Annotated in this window: 17 protein-coding genes and 1 pseudogene; 7 read left to right on the top strand and 11 right to left on the bottom strand. The window is 62.1% G+C overall.

The window, feature by feature from the left end; genetic code table 11:
• Window positions 1-32: 32 nt before the first annotated feature.
• The 3 genes from CDI09_RS13740 to CDI09_RS13730 all read right to left on the bottom strand — a co-directional run bounded on the left by CDI09_RS13740 (window position 33) and on the right by CDI09_RS13730 (window position 1,966).
• A complete protein-coding gene (locus CDI09_RS13740; protein ID WP_078525344.1) occupies window positions 33-254 on the bottom strand; it encodes a hypothetical protein in 222 nt (73 codons plus the stop codon).
• 107 nt (window positions 255-361) lie between these two features.
• Window positions 362-613: a hypothetical protein gene (locus CDI09_RS13735; RefSeq protein WP_078525346.1), complete on the bottom strand. Its 252-nt coding sequence runs from the start codon at window positions 611-613 to the stop codon at window positions 362-364.
• 60 nt (window positions 614-673) lie between these two features.
• Complete coding sequence (locus CDI09_RS13730) at window positions 674-1,966, bottom strand: glycoside hydrolase family 68 protein (RefSeq protein ID WP_078525348.1); 1,293 nt, start codon at window positions 1,964-1,966, stop codon at window positions 674-676.
• Between the two features lie 663 nt (window positions 1,967-2,629).
• Here CDI09_RS13730 and CDI09_RS18265 point away from each other — a divergent pair.
• The 3 genes from CDI09_RS18265 to CDI09_RS13720 all read left to right on the top strand — a co-directional run bounded on the left by CDI09_RS18265 (window position 2,630) and on the right by CDI09_RS13720 (window position 5,392).
• A complete protein-coding gene (locus CDI09_RS18265) occupies window positions 2,630-2,791 on the top strand; it encodes a hypothetical protein (RefSeq protein WP_167370190.1) in 162 nt (53 codons plus the stop codon).
• A gap of 103 nt (window positions 2,792-2,894) precedes the next feature.
• Window positions 2,895-3,746 carry a 23S rRNA (adenine(2030)-N(6))-methyltransferase RlmJ gene (locus tag CDI09_RS13725; protein WP_167370191.1) on the top strand — a complete coding sequence of 284 codons (852 nt, stop codon included), beginning with the start codon at window positions 2,895-2,897 and terminating at the stop codon, window positions 3,744-3,746.
• Window positions 3,747-4,189: 443 nt separating this feature from the next.
• Complete coding sequence (locus CDI09_RS13720; RefSeq protein ID WP_236944654.1) at window positions 4,190-5,392, top strand: MFS transporter; 1,203 nt, start codon at window positions 4,190-4,192, stop codon at window positions 5,390-5,392.
• Between the two features lie 305 nt (window positions 5,393-5,697).
• Here the strand turns inward: CDI09_RS13720 and CDI09_RS13715 are convergent.
• Window positions 5,698-6,612, bottom strand: a pseudogene (locus CDI09_RS13715) (carbohydrate porin); the annotation flags it as partial.
• A 567-nt stretch (window positions 6,613-7,179) separates the two neighbouring features.
• Between CDI09_RS13715 and CDI09_RS18260 the strand changes: the two are divergent.
• On the top strand, window positions 7,180-7,374 hold the full coding sequence (locus CDI09_RS18260; protein WP_151892024.1) for a hypothetical protein: 195 nt from the start codon (window positions 7,180-7,182) through the stop codon (window positions 7,372-7,374).
• A 46-nt stretch (window positions 7,375-7,420) separates the two neighbouring features.
• Here CDI09_RS18260 and CDI09_RS13710 read toward each other — a convergent pair whose 3' ends face one another.
• From CDI09_RS13710 to CDI09_RS13700, 3 genes are read right to left on the bottom strand one after another with little or no spacing between them, the layout of a single operon-like run.
• Window positions 7,421-8,059, bottom strand: a complete 639-nt coding sequence (locus CDI09_RS13710; RefSeq protein WP_236944668.1) for an O-methyltransferase — start codon at window positions 8,057-8,059, stop codon at window positions 7,421-7,423.
• 28 nt (window positions 8,060-8,087) lie between these two features.
• On the bottom strand, window positions 8,088-8,732 hold the full coding sequence (locus CDI09_RS13705) for a PadR family transcriptional regulator (protein WP_078525354.1): 645 nt from the start codon (window positions 8,730-8,732) through the stop codon (window positions 8,088-8,090).
• Window positions 8,733-8,785: 53 nt separating this feature from the next.
• Window positions 8,786-9,571 carry a siderophore-interacting protein gene (locus CDI09_RS13700; protein ID WP_078525356.1) on the bottom strand — a complete coding sequence of 262 codons (786 nt, stop codon included), beginning with the start codon at window positions 9,569-9,571 and terminating at the stop codon, window positions 8,786-8,788.
• Between the two features lie 66 nt (window positions 9,572-9,637).
• Here CDI09_RS13700 and CDI09_RS17795 point away from each other — a divergent pair, with 66 nt between their 5' ends.
• A complete protein-coding gene (locus tag CDI09_RS17795) occupies window positions 9,638-10,297 on the top strand; it encodes an energy transducer TonB (RefSeq protein ID WP_146220887.1) in 660 nt (219 codons plus the stop codon).
• A gap of 21 nt (window positions 10,298-10,318) precedes the next feature.
• Here CDI09_RS17795 and CDI09_RS13690 read toward each other — a convergent pair whose 3' ends face one another.
• The 4 genes from CDI09_RS13690 to CDI09_RS13675 all read right to left on the bottom strand — a co-directional run bounded on the left by CDI09_RS13690 (window position 10,319) and on the right by CDI09_RS13675 (window position 15,465).
• On the bottom strand, window positions 10,319-11,053 hold the full coding sequence (locus CDI09_RS13690) for a pirin family protein (RefSeq protein WP_078525361.1): 735 nt from the start codon (window positions 11,051-11,053) through the stop codon (window positions 10,319-10,321).
• Window positions 11,054-11,203: 150 nt separating this feature from the next.
• Entirely contained in the window at window positions 11,204-12,730 is a 1,527-nt protein-coding gene (locus CDI09_RS13685; RefSeq protein ID WP_078527849.1) for an efflux transporter outer membrane subunit, read from the bottom strand.
• 4 nt (window positions 12,731-12,734) lie between these two features.
• Window positions 12,735-13,811 (bottom strand): HlyD family secretion protein, encoded by a 1,077-nt coding sequence (locus CDI09_RS13680; RefSeq protein ID WP_078525363.1) that lies wholly within the window; start codon window positions 13,809-13,811, stop codon window positions 12,735-12,737.
• Between the two features lie 16 nt (window positions 13,812-13,827).
• Window positions 13,828-15,465, bottom strand: a complete 1,638-nt coding sequence (locus CDI09_RS13675) for an MFS transporter (RefSeq protein WP_078525365.1) — start codon at window positions 15,463-15,465, stop codon at window positions 13,828-13,830.
• 193 nt (window positions 15,466-15,658) lie between these two features.
• Here CDI09_RS13675 and CDI09_RS13670 point away from each other — a divergent pair, with 193 nt between their 5' ends.
• Together CDI09_RS13670 and CDI09_RS13665 are read left to right on the top strand one after the other, a co-directional pair.
• On the top strand, window positions 15,659-16,852 hold the full coding sequence (locus CDI09_RS13670; RefSeq protein WP_078525367.1) for a DUF3500 domain-containing protein: 1,194 nt from the start codon (window positions 15,659-15,661) through the stop codon (window positions 16,850-16,852).
• Complete coding sequence (locus CDI09_RS13665; RefSeq protein WP_078525369.1) at window positions 16,849-17,397, top strand: hypothetical protein; 549 nt, start codon at window positions 16,849-16,851, stop codon at window positions 17,395-17,397. The genes CDI09_RS13670 and CDI09_RS13665 overlap by 4 nt, the downstream gene beginning before the upstream one ends.
• Window positions 17,398-17,634: the final 237 nt, after the last annotated feature.

The following is a 17,634-nucleotide window of genomic DNA, read 5'->3' as shown; positions in this document are numbered from 1 at the left end:
CTCGCATACAACTGCAAAAGAATGGCACGGCTTCAGGCAGCATAAGCCGGGTCAGCCTCGGCGTTATCAGCCGCAAAATGCCCAACCCGACAGGCTGCTAGCACGTCATTGCCCAGCATGAGGGGCGCGGGGTCGATGCTGTCGCGGATCAGACACGCAGGCGCCCGCCGGGCCACGAAGCCACGCATGGCTGTGAGCATGGGCTGGCGCGCGCGCCTCCGGGCGGGGCGGCAGCCAAGTTTACGCAGTCTCATTTTCGCCCTGCCCTGATGAAAAATGATAAAAGGTTCCGGCCGCTGCCTTTTTCAAAAAGACAGTGGCCTTCTGAATTTTTCGAAAAAAAAGACTTGCCGGGAACGCCTTACGGTTTCCTGTCGGCTGCATTGTCTTTTCTGTCGGGGGCAGGTGCAGGCCTGTTCCAGCCGCGCAGTTGCGCCATGGCGGTAACGAGGGTCCACACCACCACCCATTTCGACCCTGCTGCGGGCGGCCGCCAGAAACGCGCAACCACCGCACAGCCGGAAATGAGGAAAGAGAAGATGACCACCGCATCCGCGGCGTATTGTGCAGGCAGGAGAGACAGGATGGTCTGGGTCGTGAGCATGGTGTCCATGACGCATGGTTCCGGCAGGGAGGCCGCCTTGCATGGCGGCCTCCCCCTCTCTGGCGGGTGTCAGGTGGCAGGGCGGGGGTCGGGCTGGTTGCTTGCTGCCCATTCGTCAAAGGCGAAGATCTGCCCGTAATCATGCACCTCGGTCAGGAAGGTGCGGTCATCCTCCAGGGCTATGCGTACCGTGGGGGCAAGCGTGCCACCAATGCGGTAGGTTGCGGGAGCCTGCGGGTCGGTGCCGGGCGCAGGCAGCGTGTCGATGAAAGACTGCACGTAGCCCATCGGATCAACAAAGTGGCTGTAGGTCTCGTATGGCGCGGAAGACGGATTGCCCAGCACCAGCCCCGAACTGTTCAGCGGCGTGTAGGGGCCAAAAATGCCGTGACGCGACACGAACCCGTACACCCCGTCCGGCCCGGCCAGCCCGCCGGTATAGGTGGAGTGGTGGCTGATGGTGAACAGGTAGGTCAGCCCGTTAGCAAACACCACATGCGGCCGTTCGGTCTGGTCGTTCACGCCAAGGGCGGTGACCAGGGCGGGCAGCATTTCCCAGCGCGAGAAATCACCCTGCGCATAGGAGGAGACCAGACGGGCAATGCCGATGGCGGCGGCGCCATAGCCCGCGCCTTCGCCCACGGTGTAGCCCGGTGGCAGGTGGCCCGCCTCGCGGTCGGTCATGACAAAGTCGCCGCGCATGCCGGGCACGTTGCCTTCAAACAGGCAGTAGACCTGCCCATCGGCGGGGTTGATGAAGGGGTGCGGATCGCGAAAGTCGAAATACGGGTCCTGGGATGCATTGGCATAATGCAGCCCGTCGGCCGAGAACATCTCGGTCGTGGCCGTGAAACCCTCGAACCACACACCGCTGTCATCGGCATGGATCGTGCCGGAGGAAACGGACGGCATGCTCTGGTTCATATCCGTGTTGACGGAGGTGTAGAACATGTCGAGCACGTTTTCGCTGCCGTGGCGCATGATCAGGCTGCCCGACCATTCATCGGGGCGCAGATCGGCACTTGTGTTGAGCAGGCGACCGCCAAAGGTCCAGTCAATGCCATTGCGGCTATAGTAATAACCAATAAAGGCGAAGGCATTGCGGTTGTGCCAGCCCGCAGCGTCATCACCCGTCTGGGCGCGTTCGGCCACGAGCGACCACATGACGTACCAGCCCTTGAAGGTAACCGTCTCGCCCGTGATGCGGCGCAGGGCGCCGGTGTCCCACTGCCACAGGGCATCATCAATAACGGGGAAATCCTGCGCGATGACAGGCATGGTGGTGGTGGGGTCATCGGCATGCACTTTCAGCGCATCGGCGATGGTCCAGGCGGATGGAAGGCGTGCATTGGAGGAAACCATGGTCTGATCCTCTCAGCAGGGCATGTGGACATGTCCTGTCTGTTTATATGCGGGTGTTTGCAGTATTGTTTCCGTATAATGCAATTATACTTTCATGTGTCAGGGTAATCGCGCTGTCCTGTCGCTCCTGACATGATGAAATATAGGCCGCGGGCATGCAGGCGGCAAAAGAAAGCGTGCGACCATCTATGAAATTTCATGACATGAAGCAGAAGGCGCCATGCTCGATTACACGGGCAGACCTTTTCTCGGACCTGTCGTCATGTCGCTGCCCGGGCCGTTGCTCCTGACGCAGCGCACGGCCATGCGGCAAAGGAAGCCCCGATTGCAGGCCACCTGCCATTGCACCGCAGTGGGCGGGAATCGTGGCGCAACAGATGGCGTCCGGACCGGATTTCAACGTGCGGGTCCATGTCCTGTGGCAGGGACAGCAGGCTGCGCGGCCTGCCACAGGGCAGGTAATGGATCCGATGGATTTTGTGTAAATGCCTGTTAAAGCCAGCTTTTCCAGCTACCGGCACCGATGCAGGCAGCGACAATGGTGGCATTTTAGGTGAAATTGATTGACAGGAGATCGTGTTATTTTTAAGGCATAATTGTGGTGATGCTCCACAATTGGGGATAGTTTTTCCCCTTTCATTCAGTTTCTAAGGCCCTAAGCGCATGTCGTTTGATGGTATCGCTCTGACACGGACGGTTTCCCAACCTGCTGCCCAGCCAGTGCCTGCCCCCGCCCGCCGCCGGTACTCCGCCGCGAGTGGCATCTTTTTCAGCCTGCTGATGGCCCTGCCCCTGTGGGCGCTGGTGGCTTTCTTCCTGCGCTAGGCCATCGCTGCTTCAGGCCGGGATGGACAGCCATGCCAAAAGCACGATAACGCTTGCCACGACACGGGAAGCTGCCCCGTGAGCGCATCTTGGCAGGACGGACTTGAATTACAGACACAGCTATCATGCAGGCAACTTTGCCGATGTCATGAAACACGCCCTGCTTGTGGCGCTCATCAAGGCGTTGTGCCGCAAGCCCTCGGCTTTTTCCGTGCTCGATACGCATGCCGGCATCGGGCTGTATGACCTGTCCGGCCCGCAGGCCCAGGCCACGGGCGAGTGGCGCGATGGCATCGGGCGCCTGCTCGAGGCCCCGCCAGGCGTTACGGCGCAGGCCAGCCTCGGCCCCTGGCTGGACATCGTGCATGAGGTGATGCGCGCACATGAGGGGCGGCTGTTCTATCCCGGCTCGCCCGAACTCATTGCCCGCCTGCTGCGCCCCGATGATACGCTGACCTGTTGCGAACACCACCCGGAGGACCAGCACGACCTGCGGCGGCTGTTCCGCAACAATTCACAGGTATCGGTGCATGGCCGTGATGGCTACGAGGCCATTACCGCGCTGCTACCGCCCCGGCAGGCAAAGCGCGGGCTGGTGCTGATGGACCCGCCCTTTGAGGGCAGGGATGAATTTGCCCGTCTGGCACAGGCCATCATGACAGCGCGCAGACGCTTCCCGGCCGGAATCGTGGCGGCGTGGTATCCCATCAAGCACCGCGCGCCAGTGCGGGCCTTCATGAACGGGCTGAAGGATGCGGGCCAGCGCAAGCTGCTGGCGGTTGAACTGACCCTCCGCCCTCCGCTCGACCCGACCCGCCTCAATGGCAGCGGGCTGCTCATCGCCAACCCGCCTTTCCGCTTCGAGGACGAGGCGCAGGCCATTCTTGCCGCCCTGTGCCCCTATCTGGGCGATGGACAGGCGGAAGGCAGCGTGGAATGGATCGTGGGGGAATAACCCGCAGGCCCTGGCGGGAGCGGCCAACATGCACGGCCATGCTTTCACCACGCAGATGATCGCGCATGACATCATGAAGGTGCTTGACGTGGTCCATGTACATGTTTTCGAACAGCACCGCCTATCATGGGGCGCTCTATCCGCGCGATGCCCGGCCCATGATGAGAATACCGCACGTGATGCACAACCTGAGCGGCCTGTAACGGCCAGGATGTTCCCTGAACGGACGCTTCCTCCGCCCCACAATAAGATATATGTATAAAATTGTATATATACCTGACATATCATGTATACGTATAAAATATATTGCCATTGCGCAGTCATTTTCCACGCGGCAAAAATATCGAAATCTGGTACATCCCTTCCCCACCCCGCACCATGCCGGCGCGCCGTGGGGCTGCCGTAACGATACGGGCCGCGCCACACGTTTAAGGACCTGTCTCTTGCCCATAGCGTTGCTCGCCCTTGCCATCGGGGCCTTTGGCCTTGGCACGACGGAAACCATCGTCATGGGACTTCTGCCGCAACTCTCGGGGGGGCTGCATGTCTCCATCGCTCAGGCGGGGCTGCTGGTCTCGGGCTATGCCATCGGGGTCACGATCGCCTCGCCCGTCGTGGCCATCCTGACCAACAGCCTCTCGCGGCGCGACACATTGCTGCTGACCATGGGCATCTTCATCGCAGGCAATGCGTGCAGCGCACTCGCGCCGGGCTACTGGAGCCTGATGCTGGCGCGCGTGCTGACCTCGTTCTCGCATGGCACCTTTTATGGCGCGGCCTCCATCATGGCGTGCCAGATCGTGCCGCCGCAAAGGCGCGCCGAAGCGCTTTCGCTCGTCTATATCGGGCTGACGCTGGCCATGATCCTCGGCGTGCCGATGGGCACCGTGGTGGCGCAGCTGACCTCCTGGCGCATGGCGTTCTGGCTGATCTGCGCGGTGGGCGTGGTGGCGTGGAGCGCGATGTGGTTCTGCATCCCGCGTGACCGGGCAGGCGGCTCCACCATTCCTCTTGCCGCGCAGTTCCGGGCCATGCTGCACCCGCTGGTGGTGACCATGATGCTGGTTTCCATGTGCACGTCGGCGAGCATGTTCACGCTGTTTACCTATATCTCGCCCTTTTTGCAGGTGCGCACCGGGCTGGGCACACATGTGATCGACGCCGTGCTGCTCATGATCGGGGGCGGACTGTGCCTGGGCAACCTGCTGGGCGGCCGACTGGCTGACTGGAAGATGCTGCCCTCCTGCGCGGGGCTGATGGCGGCGGTGGCGGTGGTGCAGCTACTGCTTGTGCCGGGCAGCCTCATGAGCTGGAGCTGCCTTGCGCTGCTGTTCCTGTGGGGGGTGTTCATCTATGCCCCCATGGCGCCACTCCAGACCTATGTGGTGGCATGCGCAGGCTCGGCCCCCAATATTGCGGCGGCCATGAACCAGAGTTCCTTCAACTTCGGCAACGCCATTGGCGCGTGGGCGGGCAGCCACATGGTGGTGACACGATGGTCCTATGCCGGGCTGCCGGTGCTCTCGGCCAGTTTTGCGCTGGTCGGGCTGGGGCTGGTGGGCCTTGCCATCCATTTCCAGCATCGCAATGCTCCAAAGCCCCTGCCTGCTGGCGTTGTAACCCATCCAGCCTCCGCCCGGTCCTGATAATACGGGTGCGCAGGCCCTGTACGCGGCCCATTCTGCGCACGATGACTGGGAAATGCTGGCGAAATATGGCGTCTTTTCAGTCGCCACAACCGCCTGCGGCAGGCTGGCAGGACAGGAACAATAACGTGGACATGCTGCTCGGCATGCCCGTTGCAGGCCGCCCTGCACAGATCGCGCTTCCCTTTGACCCGTGCCGTTCCATGCCTGTAACGCCCATCCGCCCGGCTGATCTTGCCCGGATCCAGTTCGTCATCGCCCACAGGCTGGCGTTCTGATCCGCGCGCGTGACACCGTGCGCCAGGGGGCAGGCCTGCCGCCATGCGCAGTTCCTGACCAAGTTCGGTGCGCGGACTCATACGATAATAGGAATACATCACGCCAAACCGGTCATGCGGGCGATGGGGAATGATGCCCAGCAGGGAGGAGCCGATATAGAATTCATCCGATATGACCGACACATCAGGCGTGTTGTGAATATAACCCGCCAGCACGTAGCCACCCGCCATCTGGTTATGGCCGCCCTTGCGGTACAGCATCTGATCGGCTTCGAGGTAGAAGGTGTCACGCGCCTCGCCCGCATGGCGGCGCATGGTGCTGCCTGCGGGAAGCGTGCCGATATTGTCGGCATAGCCGGTCGTGTCATGCGCATAGCCGAGCACATAATGGCCGGGCAGCCTGTGCCGCCCGAAAAACGGCTGCCAGGCGAATTCAACCGGCAGCATGAGGCCGGTGCTTTTCTCGCCTGCCCAGGCCCAGCCGCTTATGTCCTCGTTAAGCGGGCTGACATTATAGGCGCCCACCTGCACGATCGTATCGCGCGTGGGGCGCAGCCGCACGCGACCGCCCCATGTGGCTTTGGGATAGACGCTGAAGCCCGCGTCAAGCTTGAGCGCCACCGGGGCAGAGCACGTCATCATGAAACTGCACAGCAGCGGCGAGGTGGCGAACACATGGGTCAGCGCCATGCGCCCGAAGGCCAGGTCAACCGTATTGTGCAAAAAGGATTTCTGGGCGTACATGTCGGTCAGGTGCGCGACCGAGTGACCGGACAGGCTGTACACCTCCATCAGGCTGATATTGTAGTCGCCCACCCGGTCGTGCGAGACCTCGCGGCCCACGCGTTCCATCAGCAGGGTGTGGATCGTCCAGCCCTGCAACCCCAGCAGGCGGCCAAGGTCGAACTGCGTCTGCAATGTCAGTTCATGCACATAGTCCATGCCACGTGATATGCCGCCCCCCACATCGGCCATGGCCTCGCCCTTGTAGGTAAAGGCGAATGTCACCCCCCTGCGCTCAAGGCGGGAGCGGAAAGCGCCGATCTGGGGCAGCAGGTGCCCCGGCGCTTCGGATGACGCATAATACCCCGCCGAAAGGTCACGCACGCGCAGGGCGTCATTGCGGTTGGTGAGCAGGATGGACAGCCCCTCCGTACGGAAAATGGTATTGAGCCGCGTCGAAACCGAAACCTGTGGCCTGCGCACGGCAGGCGGCCGCGTGGCGGCCACAGGCGCTGCCCGCACCGTACCACGACCGGGCAGAGGCTGTTGTGCCAGCGATGAATGATGAACAAAACAGGACAGTATAAATATAGAAATCCACAACGTCTTGTAAATTTCATATAATACATCGTAAAAGGCACACCTTTTTATTTTATAAAGGCGAAACATGGAATGGCTTGTAAGATTGATTCCCCCCTGATATCAACACACGAAATTGGTATTGACGCCTTCGTGACCTAAAGAAAATCAAAAAGAGACTCATACGGATTATGTGAATGTCGTTTTATGAATACTTTAAATTTTGTAAGTATTATTCCGTTTTTACCAGAATCTGGACGTGTCGCGATCGGCTACCTGCATGGGTTTGCATGGCAGTTTCCGGGGCAGTTTCTTTTCAGGATACTGCAAAATAAAATGCCGCCTTTTTTAGAAAAGGCGGCACTCAAAACTTCTATCATCTGGTCTGTGTCAAGCATCTGATGCCAGAAGCGCGCGCATCGGCAGGTGTTATACGCCAGAAACTTTCTTATGATGCATCGGGCATTGTGTCTTCAAACCGGCTGACCTCAACCCCCGTGCCCACCGGCAGCAGAATGCTGGACATGCCAGGCAGGGCGCGGATGGCGCATCCATAGCGCTTTACGTCCTCCGTGCCCGGCCGGATCATGTTATCAGCTACGATGATCGCGCCGGGGTTGAGGCGCGGGTAAAAAGCCTCGAGGCAGGGCACATACAGGTCTTTCCATAAATCAACGAACACGAAATCGACCTTGTGAGCCAGTTCGCCAATCATCGCCACGGCGTCGCCTACGCAAAAGTCGATACAGGCCGCAAGGCCGGCCCGTTCGGCCATCTCGCGGGCATGGGCGGATTTATAACCATGCCGTTCCATCGTAATCAGCCGGCCACCCCGCGCCCGCGCGGCCTCGGCCAGCCACAGGGCGGAATACCCGAACGACGTGCCCAGTTCGAGAATGGTCGGGCGCTCGAGGCTGCGGGCCAGGATATTCAGAAGCTGTCCCGTCTCCGGCCCGATGGCCCGCATGCGCTGGTCATGGCCGCCGTCGCGCCCGCCGGGTGCTTCCACCCGTGGCGCGCTGCGCTCGGCACGCATGCGCTCGTGATAGAGGTCAAGAACCGGCTGAATCCTGTCATCCATGATTATCCTCCAGCGTGGCGGGAAAGGGCGCGCCTCAGGCCTGGCCGAGCGCGCGGGCGGTTTCATCAAGCAGGGCCGCAATCTTTTCCTCAGCCTGCGGGTCAAGGCCACCATTGCGCAGCCGCAGGCGCAGGGCGGTCTTGAGGTTTTCCATGGCCCGCATGACGGGCACCGGCACATTGCGGCCACCACCGCGCCCCTGTGGCCCGGCTGTTGCCGCACGGGCAAGGATTGCCTCCAGCCCCGCGCGGTTTGCGGCCACGAACGCCTCACCCTCGGGGGTGATGTGGTAGTTCTTGCGGCTTTCTTCCGCGCCGGGGCGGATATAGCCCGCTTCATCGAGCCAGGTGAGCGTGGGGTAGATCACGCCGGGGCTGGGCGTGTAGCTGCCACCGAATTTTTCCTCGATGGTCTTGATCAGTTCATAACCATAGGTCGGCTTTTCAGCGATCAGGCTGAGCACCAGCAGGCGCATCTCGCCATAATCGAACAGCCGGTTGCGCGGGCCGCCACGATGGCCGCCGCGACCATGATGGCCCCGGCCTTCGCGGCCTTCCCGACCTTCCCGGTTCTCACGACCCTCGCCGCGTCCGCCATGGCGGCCTGCGCCCTGCGCCAGCCCTTCGGGGGAGAAAACATGGCGGTGACGACCGCCTGCGTGTCTGTTTGCGTGTTTCATAAGTCCGATATAATTCCCGATATATCGTATGTCAAGATATATCGGGATATGTTTTATGCCTGCGCGCCAACATCGCTGATCGCCGCATCCGCCTGCCCTTTCACCCAGTACCCCGCAGCCCTGATCCATGCGGCAGGCACCTTCTTTTCCGCGATCAGGCACTGCCGCACGGCCCGCGCCACGCCTGCTTCGGCCCCGACCCACACGAAACTCCGCCTGACAAGGGAGATCTGCCGCACAACCGCCAGCAGGCCGTGCGCCTGATCCGCCTCGGCTAGCGGGCGGTGCACCCAATGGGCGGCGTGGGCGGCGCATGATGTAAAGACCTGCTCATCTTCCGGGCCGGGCACGGCAATGATGGTGGTCACCAGCGCCTCGGCGGGCAGGGCCTCCACGCGGCGGCCAATGGCGGGGAGCGCCGTTTCGTCACCAATCAGCAGCCAGTGGTCGATCTTGCCCCTGATGAGGCGCGAACCACGCGGGCCGCCAATCTCCAGCACGTCGCCGGGCTTTGCCGCCCGCGCCCATGCGGCGGCGGGGCCGCCTGCATGGTTGACGAAATCCAGCACCAGTGTGCCTGCCGCCGCATCATGATATCGGGGTGTGTAGTCGCGCCGCGTCAGTTCCCCCCCGTGGTCGGGCAGGAAGATCCTGACATGGTCATCAGGCGCGGGGCTGGTGAACCCGGCAAGTTCCGGGCCTGCCAGCGTAACCCGGATCATATGCGGGCTCAGGTGCTCGGTGCCAGCAACCCACAGGCGGCGGCGGCGCAGTTCGTGCCGCACGCGCTCGATCACCGGCGCGCCATCAGGGTGGGTCAAGGGGGAAAGGGTCGTCATGCGTGTCTCTCCTCATCATGCCAACAGACTGGTGAGGGTGGATACACACACGCACAGCCCGCCAGCATGTCTGCTGTCAGTTTCTGTGCGTTGTTTCACGTTAACGCCTACGGGCCGCGGCGCATGCGCCGGACCTCAACTGCAACAAGCCAGACGCTTTTTCCCGGCACCTGTCAAGAGTATCGCCTGCCGCACACCGCCACAGGCAACCAGAAACAACTGCAACAGACCCGACCGGGCAGACAGCGGGCCACAAACAGGATAAATGTACCATATGGTGCAAAAACAGATGCCGCACAGGACACAATGAAGCTCAATCACCCTATCGGTGCCGCGTTGCTCCTGGCCGTGACCGGCTGGGCCAGCCTTGCGCGCACTGCCATCGCAGGCGACCTGCAAACTTATATACAGGTCACCGTGACCTCGCCTTATGGTCCCGCTTTCAACCGTAAAATCGCCAATGCGATTAACAAGGTCACATATTACCCTTTGGAATCCTCCAGGCATGGAGAACAGGGCATCGCTTCCGTCCATGTCGTTGTGCGCAACAGCGATGGCGTGGTGACGAGCCACAGGCTGACCAGAGCGACCGGCTTTTATTACCTGGATGTCCAGTCATGCCTCGCGGCTTCCAGGTACATACATCTGCCAACCAACCCACGCCTCACAACCGATTATTATACAGCGGATGTGGACTTTCATTACCTAATGGCCCGCACGCCATAAACACTGCTCGGGTTACAGGCCTCAGGCCGCGACATCCGCGAGCAGCACCACAGCCGCTTCATCAGCCATGACCGTAATGTCGGTCAGCCCGCTGATGGCCGCCGCATCGCCCGCGCGCAACCCCTGCGTGCCAATCCGCGCCGCACCCGACACCACGAGCAGGTATAGCACACGCTCCGGCGCCGTGCCGTAAGCCGCCCCCTCACCTGTCGGCAAGGTCGCATGCAGCAGGCGCGCACGTGAGGCGAGCGTGACGGGCGCGCCATCATCCACGCTTTCCCCTTCCTCGGGGTCATCTTCGGGGAAGCCCGAGGCAAGGATGCGAAAGCCGCCATCCTCCAGTTCCGGCAGGGCCGGGCGCGTCTCCTGCACAGGCGTCATGCCCTGCGTATCAGCCAGAAACCAGAACTGGATGAAGGCGGCCCCCTGCTTGTTACCCGCGCGCCACGCCAGCTGCGCGCAACCGCTGCCGGTGCTGGCCAGATGCAGCCCGCCCGTGCCGAGGGCATCAGGTTCAAAGCCCTCCATGGCCGTGGCCAGCGTGCCCTCTGCCACCCATGTCACGATATCCACTGCCGCTTCCGGGCCGATGCGGTAGGTCTCGCCCGCAGGCAGCGTGCAGGCATTGACTGCCCGCAGGCGGCCCTCATGGCCATGCGCCGGATCGGTATAGTCGGCGAAGGCGAAATGGCAGCGCAGCACCTGCCCGCCATCATGGGCCGTGCCAAGGCTGCCTGCGGGCCGGATCGTGATCATGTGCGCCCCTTAAAAGACCGTTTGAAAAGGCAGGGCCAATAATACCCTGAATGATAAAAGTTTTTGGTGAAGCTTTTTTCAAAAAGCTTTGGATGACGTCGCCTTTTTGAAAAAAGGCGATACCCAAAAACTTTTCTTGTTTTTGATCAATTAGGCATGTTTGCGGGCCTTCTTCTGTTTTTCAGGGTAGAGGCTCTCCCACCCGCCGCCAACCGCGCGGTAGAGATTGGTGACTGACAGCGCCACATGGGCCGTGGCGTCCGCCTCAGCACTCTGTGAGGACAGGAGTGCGTTCTGCAACGTCAGCACGTTGAGGAAGTCGGATGACCCCTGCACGTACTGCGCCTTGGCGGTGTCCACCGCGATCTCGTTTTCATGCACGGCTTCGGTCAGTTCATCGCGGCGACGCTGGGCTGCGGTGAAATCGGCCATGGCGTCATCAATTTCCTGCCACGCCTTGAGCACCGTGCGCTGGAACATGGTGGCCGCCTCCTTCTGCTGGGCGCGGCGCAGGTGCAGTTGCCCGGTCAGGCGGCCACCCTCAAAGATGGGCAGCGTGGCCGTGGGGCCAAAACCATACTGGCGCGAGGCCCATGACCCCAGCCCGCTGAACTGCAGGGCCTGCACGTCCAGACTGCCCGAAAGGGTAATGCGGGGGAAAAAGTCGGCAATGGCCACGCCAATGCTGGCCGTTGCCGCATGCAGCCGGTCGGCGGCCATGCGGATATCGGGCCTGCGCTCGGCAAGCTGGGAGGGCAGCCCCACGGGAATGGCAGGCGGCACGACGGGGATGATGCCCGGCGGCCCGAGTTCGGCATCGAGCGCGCCGGGTTCACGCGCCACGAGAAAGCTGAGCGCATTGAGCCGATGCGTGACCTGTGCCCTGAGCGGCGCAAGGCGGGATGTGAAGGTATGAAGCTGGCCGGTGGCCTCCGCCACGTCGAGCCGGGTCGCCGCCCCCTGCTGAAAGCGCAGGGTAGTCAGCCGCACGCTGTTGTCAGCCACCGCGATGTTGTGTTCAAGGATGCCAAGCTGCACCTGTGTCGCGCGCAGGTCGATATAGTCCTGCGCGGTCTCGGCCATAAGCGAGACGAGGGTATCACGCCGCATTTCCTCGGTGGCGTGCATGGCGGCGGTAGCGGCTTCCACCTGTCGGCGCACATGCCCCCACAGGTCCACCTCCCATGAGGCGTTCATGCCATATTGCGGCAGGTTGAAAGACGGGTTGCCAATACTGCCGGGCAGCGCCGTAGGGCCAAAACCCTGCGTGCCCGAGGCGATGGACCCCGCCCCCTCGCGCTCCATGGTGCCCAGCAGCCCGAGCACGCCATTGGTGGAAGCCCGCTCGCGCCCGTAGGAGGCATTGGCCTCGGCATGCGGCAGCTGCGCGGCACTGGCGATGCGCCGCTCGGCCACACTCTGCAACAGCCGCAGGCCTGCCGCCCTGAGGTCGAGGTTGGCGCTGGCCACCTCGTTTTCCAGCCGGGTCAGGATGGGGTCGTTGAACAGCGTCCACCACTGCGGGTCGGTCGTGGCCATGGTGACCTGACTTTCAGCCGGTGGCTGGGTGGCGCGCCACTGTGCGGGCGCCTTGACCTGCGGCTTGTGGTAGTTGGGGCCAACCGTGCAGCCCGCTACCGCCAGCGCCGAAAGCCCCACGAGCAGAAAGCGCTTCACGGCCTTACTGCCAGACATAACGGGCATCATTGGCATGCGGGCCTTCGGGGGTGGAGGATGTATCGATATTCGCTTCGACCGACATGCCAACGCGCACCTTGTCGGCCAATGGCTGGTCAGGATCGAATGTCAGCTTGACCGGAATGCGCTGCACCACCTTGGTGAAGTTGCCGGTCGCGTTATCGGGCTGGATGGGCGCAAATGCCACGCCGGTGGCAGGGGCGAGCGAGTCAACATGCGCCTTGAGCGGGTGGCCGGGAAAGGTATCAACCCAGATGGTCGCACGCTGGCCGGTCTGCACCTTTGTCAGCTGCGTTTCTTGAAAATTGGCCAGCACGTAGGCCGCATGCACCGGCACCACGGCCAGAATGCCCGTGCCCGGATGCACGTAGTTCCCCACGCGCACGCCACGCTCGCCCACCACGCCATCCATGGGTGCGGGAATGGTGCAGTAGGAGAGGTTGAGTTCGGCCTGCTTCTCGTCACCCCGCGTGCGCACCAGCACGCCCTGTGCACGTTCAAGCTGACCCTGCAGCACGGCCACCTGCCTTGTGGCGGCATCCACCCCGGCCTGGTCGCGGGCGATGGCGGCCCCGGCCTCCTTTTCCTGCGCCTCGGAATGCTGCTTCTGCTCGATCGTGCCAGCCCCGCCGGAAGAAAGGTTGCGATAGCGCGTGGCGTTCTGGCGGGCGAACATCAGGTCCGCCTGATCGGCCAGCACTGCGGCGCGCGCCTGTGCGATGACGGAATCCTGACGCGCGATTTCAGCTTCAAGATTGGCGACATCACCCTGCGCCGCCTGCCTGTTGCCGCGTGCCACCTCAAGGGCGGCGCGGTAGTCATCATCCTCGATATGGGCCAGTTCCTCGCCCGCATGCACCTGCTCGTTATCCTGTGCGATCACCCGGTCGATGCGGCCCGAAACCTTGGGCGCCACCGTGGGAAAGTCCGCCGTAACGTAGGCATCGTTGGTGTACTGGTTGATGCCATCGCCATTGACCAGGCGCGTCCCTCCCCATGCCACAAGGGCCAGCACGGCAGCGGCGCAACCTGCGTAAAGCAGCGGTTTCTTGTAAATCATGATCAGTAATTCCGGATTAACGGGCAGGAGTATCGGGTGAAGGGGCCTGCGGCGGATAGACACGGTGCGGCAGGACAAGATTCATGACCGCGTAGCCAAGGCAGACCCAGATGAGGATGTAGTAGATATCGTTCAGCGCCAGCACGAGCGCCTGTTCATGCACATAGGTGTGGAAGACCTGCAGCGTGTTGCGCGCCACATGCATGCTGTCGGGCGAGGTGGCGGCAAGCTGGCCGTTGATGGGATCGCCCATGCCCTGCAGGGCCAGCTGGTGTGTGCCGTGGTGGTCGAGCAGCATGGTGGAATGGTACTGCTCGCGCCGCCGGGTCAGCGCGCCGAACAGGGCGAAGGCCACGGCATTGGCCAGCCCCTTGAGCATGTTCACCATGCCCGAAATGAACGGGCCATCGGCAGGCCCCATGGCCATGGTGGCCAGCATGAGCGTGGGGATGACGGTCATGGGCTGGCCAAAGACCTGCAGGATCTGGATGAGGTAGAAATTGTCGCGCACCCAGTCCACCGTCAGCCACGTGCCCAGCCACGCGGCAGCGGCCAGGCACAGCATGCCGCCCGCCAGCACGAAGCGGCAGTCCACCCTGCGCCTGTTGCAGATGGCCGCGATCAGCGGCAGCATGATCAGTTGCGGCAGTGCGACCACCAGCGAGACCGGGGCCGCCTGAATGGGCCGGTAGCCGCGCACGACCTCGAGATAGGTGGCCGGGATATTACCCATGATGGAACAGATGGCCAGAATGCCCACCAGCGACAGCAGCGACGCCTGGATGTTGCGCGAACGCCAGTACTGAATCCTGAAATACGGGCTGGGGTGATAGGCCTCGTTGATGACGAACACGATGAACGCAGCCCCGCCCCAGAAGCTCAGATCGGTAATGACAGGCGAGCGGAACCAGTCCAGCCGGTCGCCCTGATACAGCACGATGACCAGCGAGCAGATGGCCGGCAGCCCCACAAGGATGCCAAGCCAGTTGAATTTCTCAAAACGCTCGAAATGCATCGGATCACGCGGCAGGCCATAGGCCATCATGGCAATGGCCAGGGCGGCGGTGGGAATGATCTCCCAGTACAGCCAGTGCCAGCCGACATGCTCGAACCAGAAGGCCTCGAGCGGCAGGCCCAGATTGGGGCCAAAGGTCGCGCTCATGGCATACCCCCCGATGCCGAACACACGGATCTGGGGTGGCAGGTATTTGAGCATGACGGTCATGAGCACGGGCGGCAGGCAGCCCCCCGCCAGCCCCTGAAAGGCACGCAGGATGCACAGCGATGTGACATCGGGCATGAACGGCGCGGGGATGGAGAACAGGGCGAGTGCCGCCGTCATAAAAATGGAAAAGCGGTAGATCGAGAACGTCATGTAAAACCATGGCGTAAAGGCCATGGCGGCGATGTTGAACGCCTCGTAGATGGCGATGACCCACGTGCCCTCATCGTGACCGATATGCATCGCGCCCCGGATATCGGACAGGCCGATCTCGGTCACATGCTCGTTGAACCCCGCCACATGCACGGCCAGCAGCATGCCAAGGCAGCCAATGACCGTGCGCAGGCCAAAAGGCGGAATATAGGAAGGCCGTGGCGGCGCGGCATGGATGACCGGCCCACCCGCCGCCTGTGCAGGAGCGACAGTGTTCATGTCGCCACATGATCCCCAGACGCAGGTGGCGGGCAACCCCCATTTCCCGCAGGTAATGACTTCGATTTGCGGAAGGGACAGGCCCAGCGGTTTTCAGGTCCGACCCCCTTGTCGTTCAGCCCGGTGGCAGGCACTTTGATAAAAAAGATAAAAGTTTTCGGGTGCAGCCTTTTGAGCAAGAGCAGGGGACAGGATGAAGACCGGATTATGGATAGCGGGCAGCCTGTTCTGGGCCGCATTGCCTGCCCCTGCACATGGCGCGCCATCACCCTCCGCCCCGCCTGCCACGGAAACTGTCACGCCCGCCAGCCAGACGGGTGAAGCCGTGGAAGCGGCCCGGTCTTTCCTCGACAGCTTCGATCCGCAGGCCCGCAGGTCCGTGCAGTTTCCTTTTGTGGTGCAGAAATCAGGCACTCTGGCCCGCTTCCGCCGCAGTGCGCCCGACCAGCCCGCCCTGCCCGTAACCGATGCCGAAGCACAGGCCCCCACCAAACACGGGCCGGGCATGGGGCCGCCGGGCGGCTTCGTGGGTGAGCGTTATGGTCAGTCGGTATGGTCAAACTTTCCCGTAAGCGACGTGCCGCGGCCCGGCGTGCAGATGGGCCATCTGACACCGCAACAGCGCACCGCCGCCCTGCACCTGCTCCAGACCCTGCTGAGTGCGAAGGGATACCAGAAGGTGCGCGACATCATGGGTGCCGACCAGGCCCTTGCCGATGGCGGCACGCAATTTGCCTCGGGCGAGGCGGTCTATACCATTGCGATTTTTGGCGAACCCTCACAGACCAGAGCGTGGATGGTGCAGTTCGGTGGCCATCATATGGGCCTGAACCTTGTCATTGACGGCCCGCACGGCGTCATGACCCCTACCCTGACCGGCGCGCAACCGGCGCTGTACCAGCACGACGGGCAGATGGTGCGCGTGCTGGCGGGCGAAAGCGACAAGGCCTTTGCGCTGCTTGATTCGCTTGATGAAACACAGCGCAAGCAGGCCATCCTGCCCTACAGGGTCGAGGATCTTGTGCAGGGGCCGGGCCATGACGGGGAAACCCTCGTGCCGGAAGGCATCAGGGGTGACGCGCTGAATGCCACGCAAAAGCAGGCATTGATGGATATCATCACCGAATGGGCCGGGATCATCAACGAAGCCTATGCCGCCCCGCGCCTGGCGGAGATCAGGGCCGGTCTGGATCAGACATGGTTTGCGTGGAGTGGCCCGACCACCCATGAACCCGACCGCAACGGGTCTTCCTATTACCGCATTCAGGGGCCACGTCTGCTAATCGAGTTCTCACCGCAAGGCGTGGGCGGTGACCCGACGCTGCATGTCCATACAGTCTACCGCGACCCGACTGATCGTTATGGCAGCCGGTTTACCCATCCATGAGCCGGGCCGCACAGGCTCTTTTCACGGCCATTGCCCTGCTGGCCCTGCCCGCCGCAGCGCAGGCGCACCGGCTGGATGAATATCTGCAGGCCACCACATTCAGCCTCACGCGCGATCATATCGCGCTGCATCTGCGGCTGACGCCCGGCGTGGATGTCGCGCCCGGCGTCATCCACGAGATCGACCGCAACGACGATGGCAGCCTGTCGCTCAGCGAGCAGCACGCCTATGTGTCCCGCATCATGCAGGCCCTGTCGCTTTCCCTCAACGGGCGGTCCGGTCCCCTGCTTGTGCGGGCCATGACGTTTCCGTCGCCTGCCGCACTGCAAACGGGGACTGGGGTCATTGACCTTGAACTGACGATGCAGGGCCGCTTTCGGCAGGGCGACAACCATCTGGCCTACCATAATCGGGGTAATGGGCCCGGAACGGTCTGGCTGGTGAACTGCCTGCTGCCCCAGGATCCTGCCATCACTGTCATCCGGCAGAACCGCACGATAGATCAGTCATCATATGAGCTGGATGTTTCTGTCAGCGTGCCCTGACAGACGCGGGTTGCTCCCGGCGCTTTTGCACTATCACCCGTTCCAATATCTGACTGAAAATCTGTTTGAAACGTCAGGCTCCATATCCTGAAATTATAAAGGTTTTTGGTGAAGCTTTTTCCAAAAAGCTTCAGAAGATGCCGCCTTTTTGAAAATAAGGCGGCACCCAAAACCTTTTCTTATTTTTTATCAATGATCTGTTTTCAAACAATCTCTGATATGGGCACATTCTCCCGG

Source organism: Komagataeibacter nataicola (assembly GCF_003207795.1).
In the GTDB taxonomy this organism is placed as follows: Bacteria; Pseudomonadota; Alphaproteobacteria; order Acetobacterales; family Acetobacteraceae; genus Komagataeibacter; species Komagataeibacter nataicola.
Note: the sequence above shows the minus strand (reverse complement) of the source record. Positions and strands in the feature narration are given on the sequence as shown.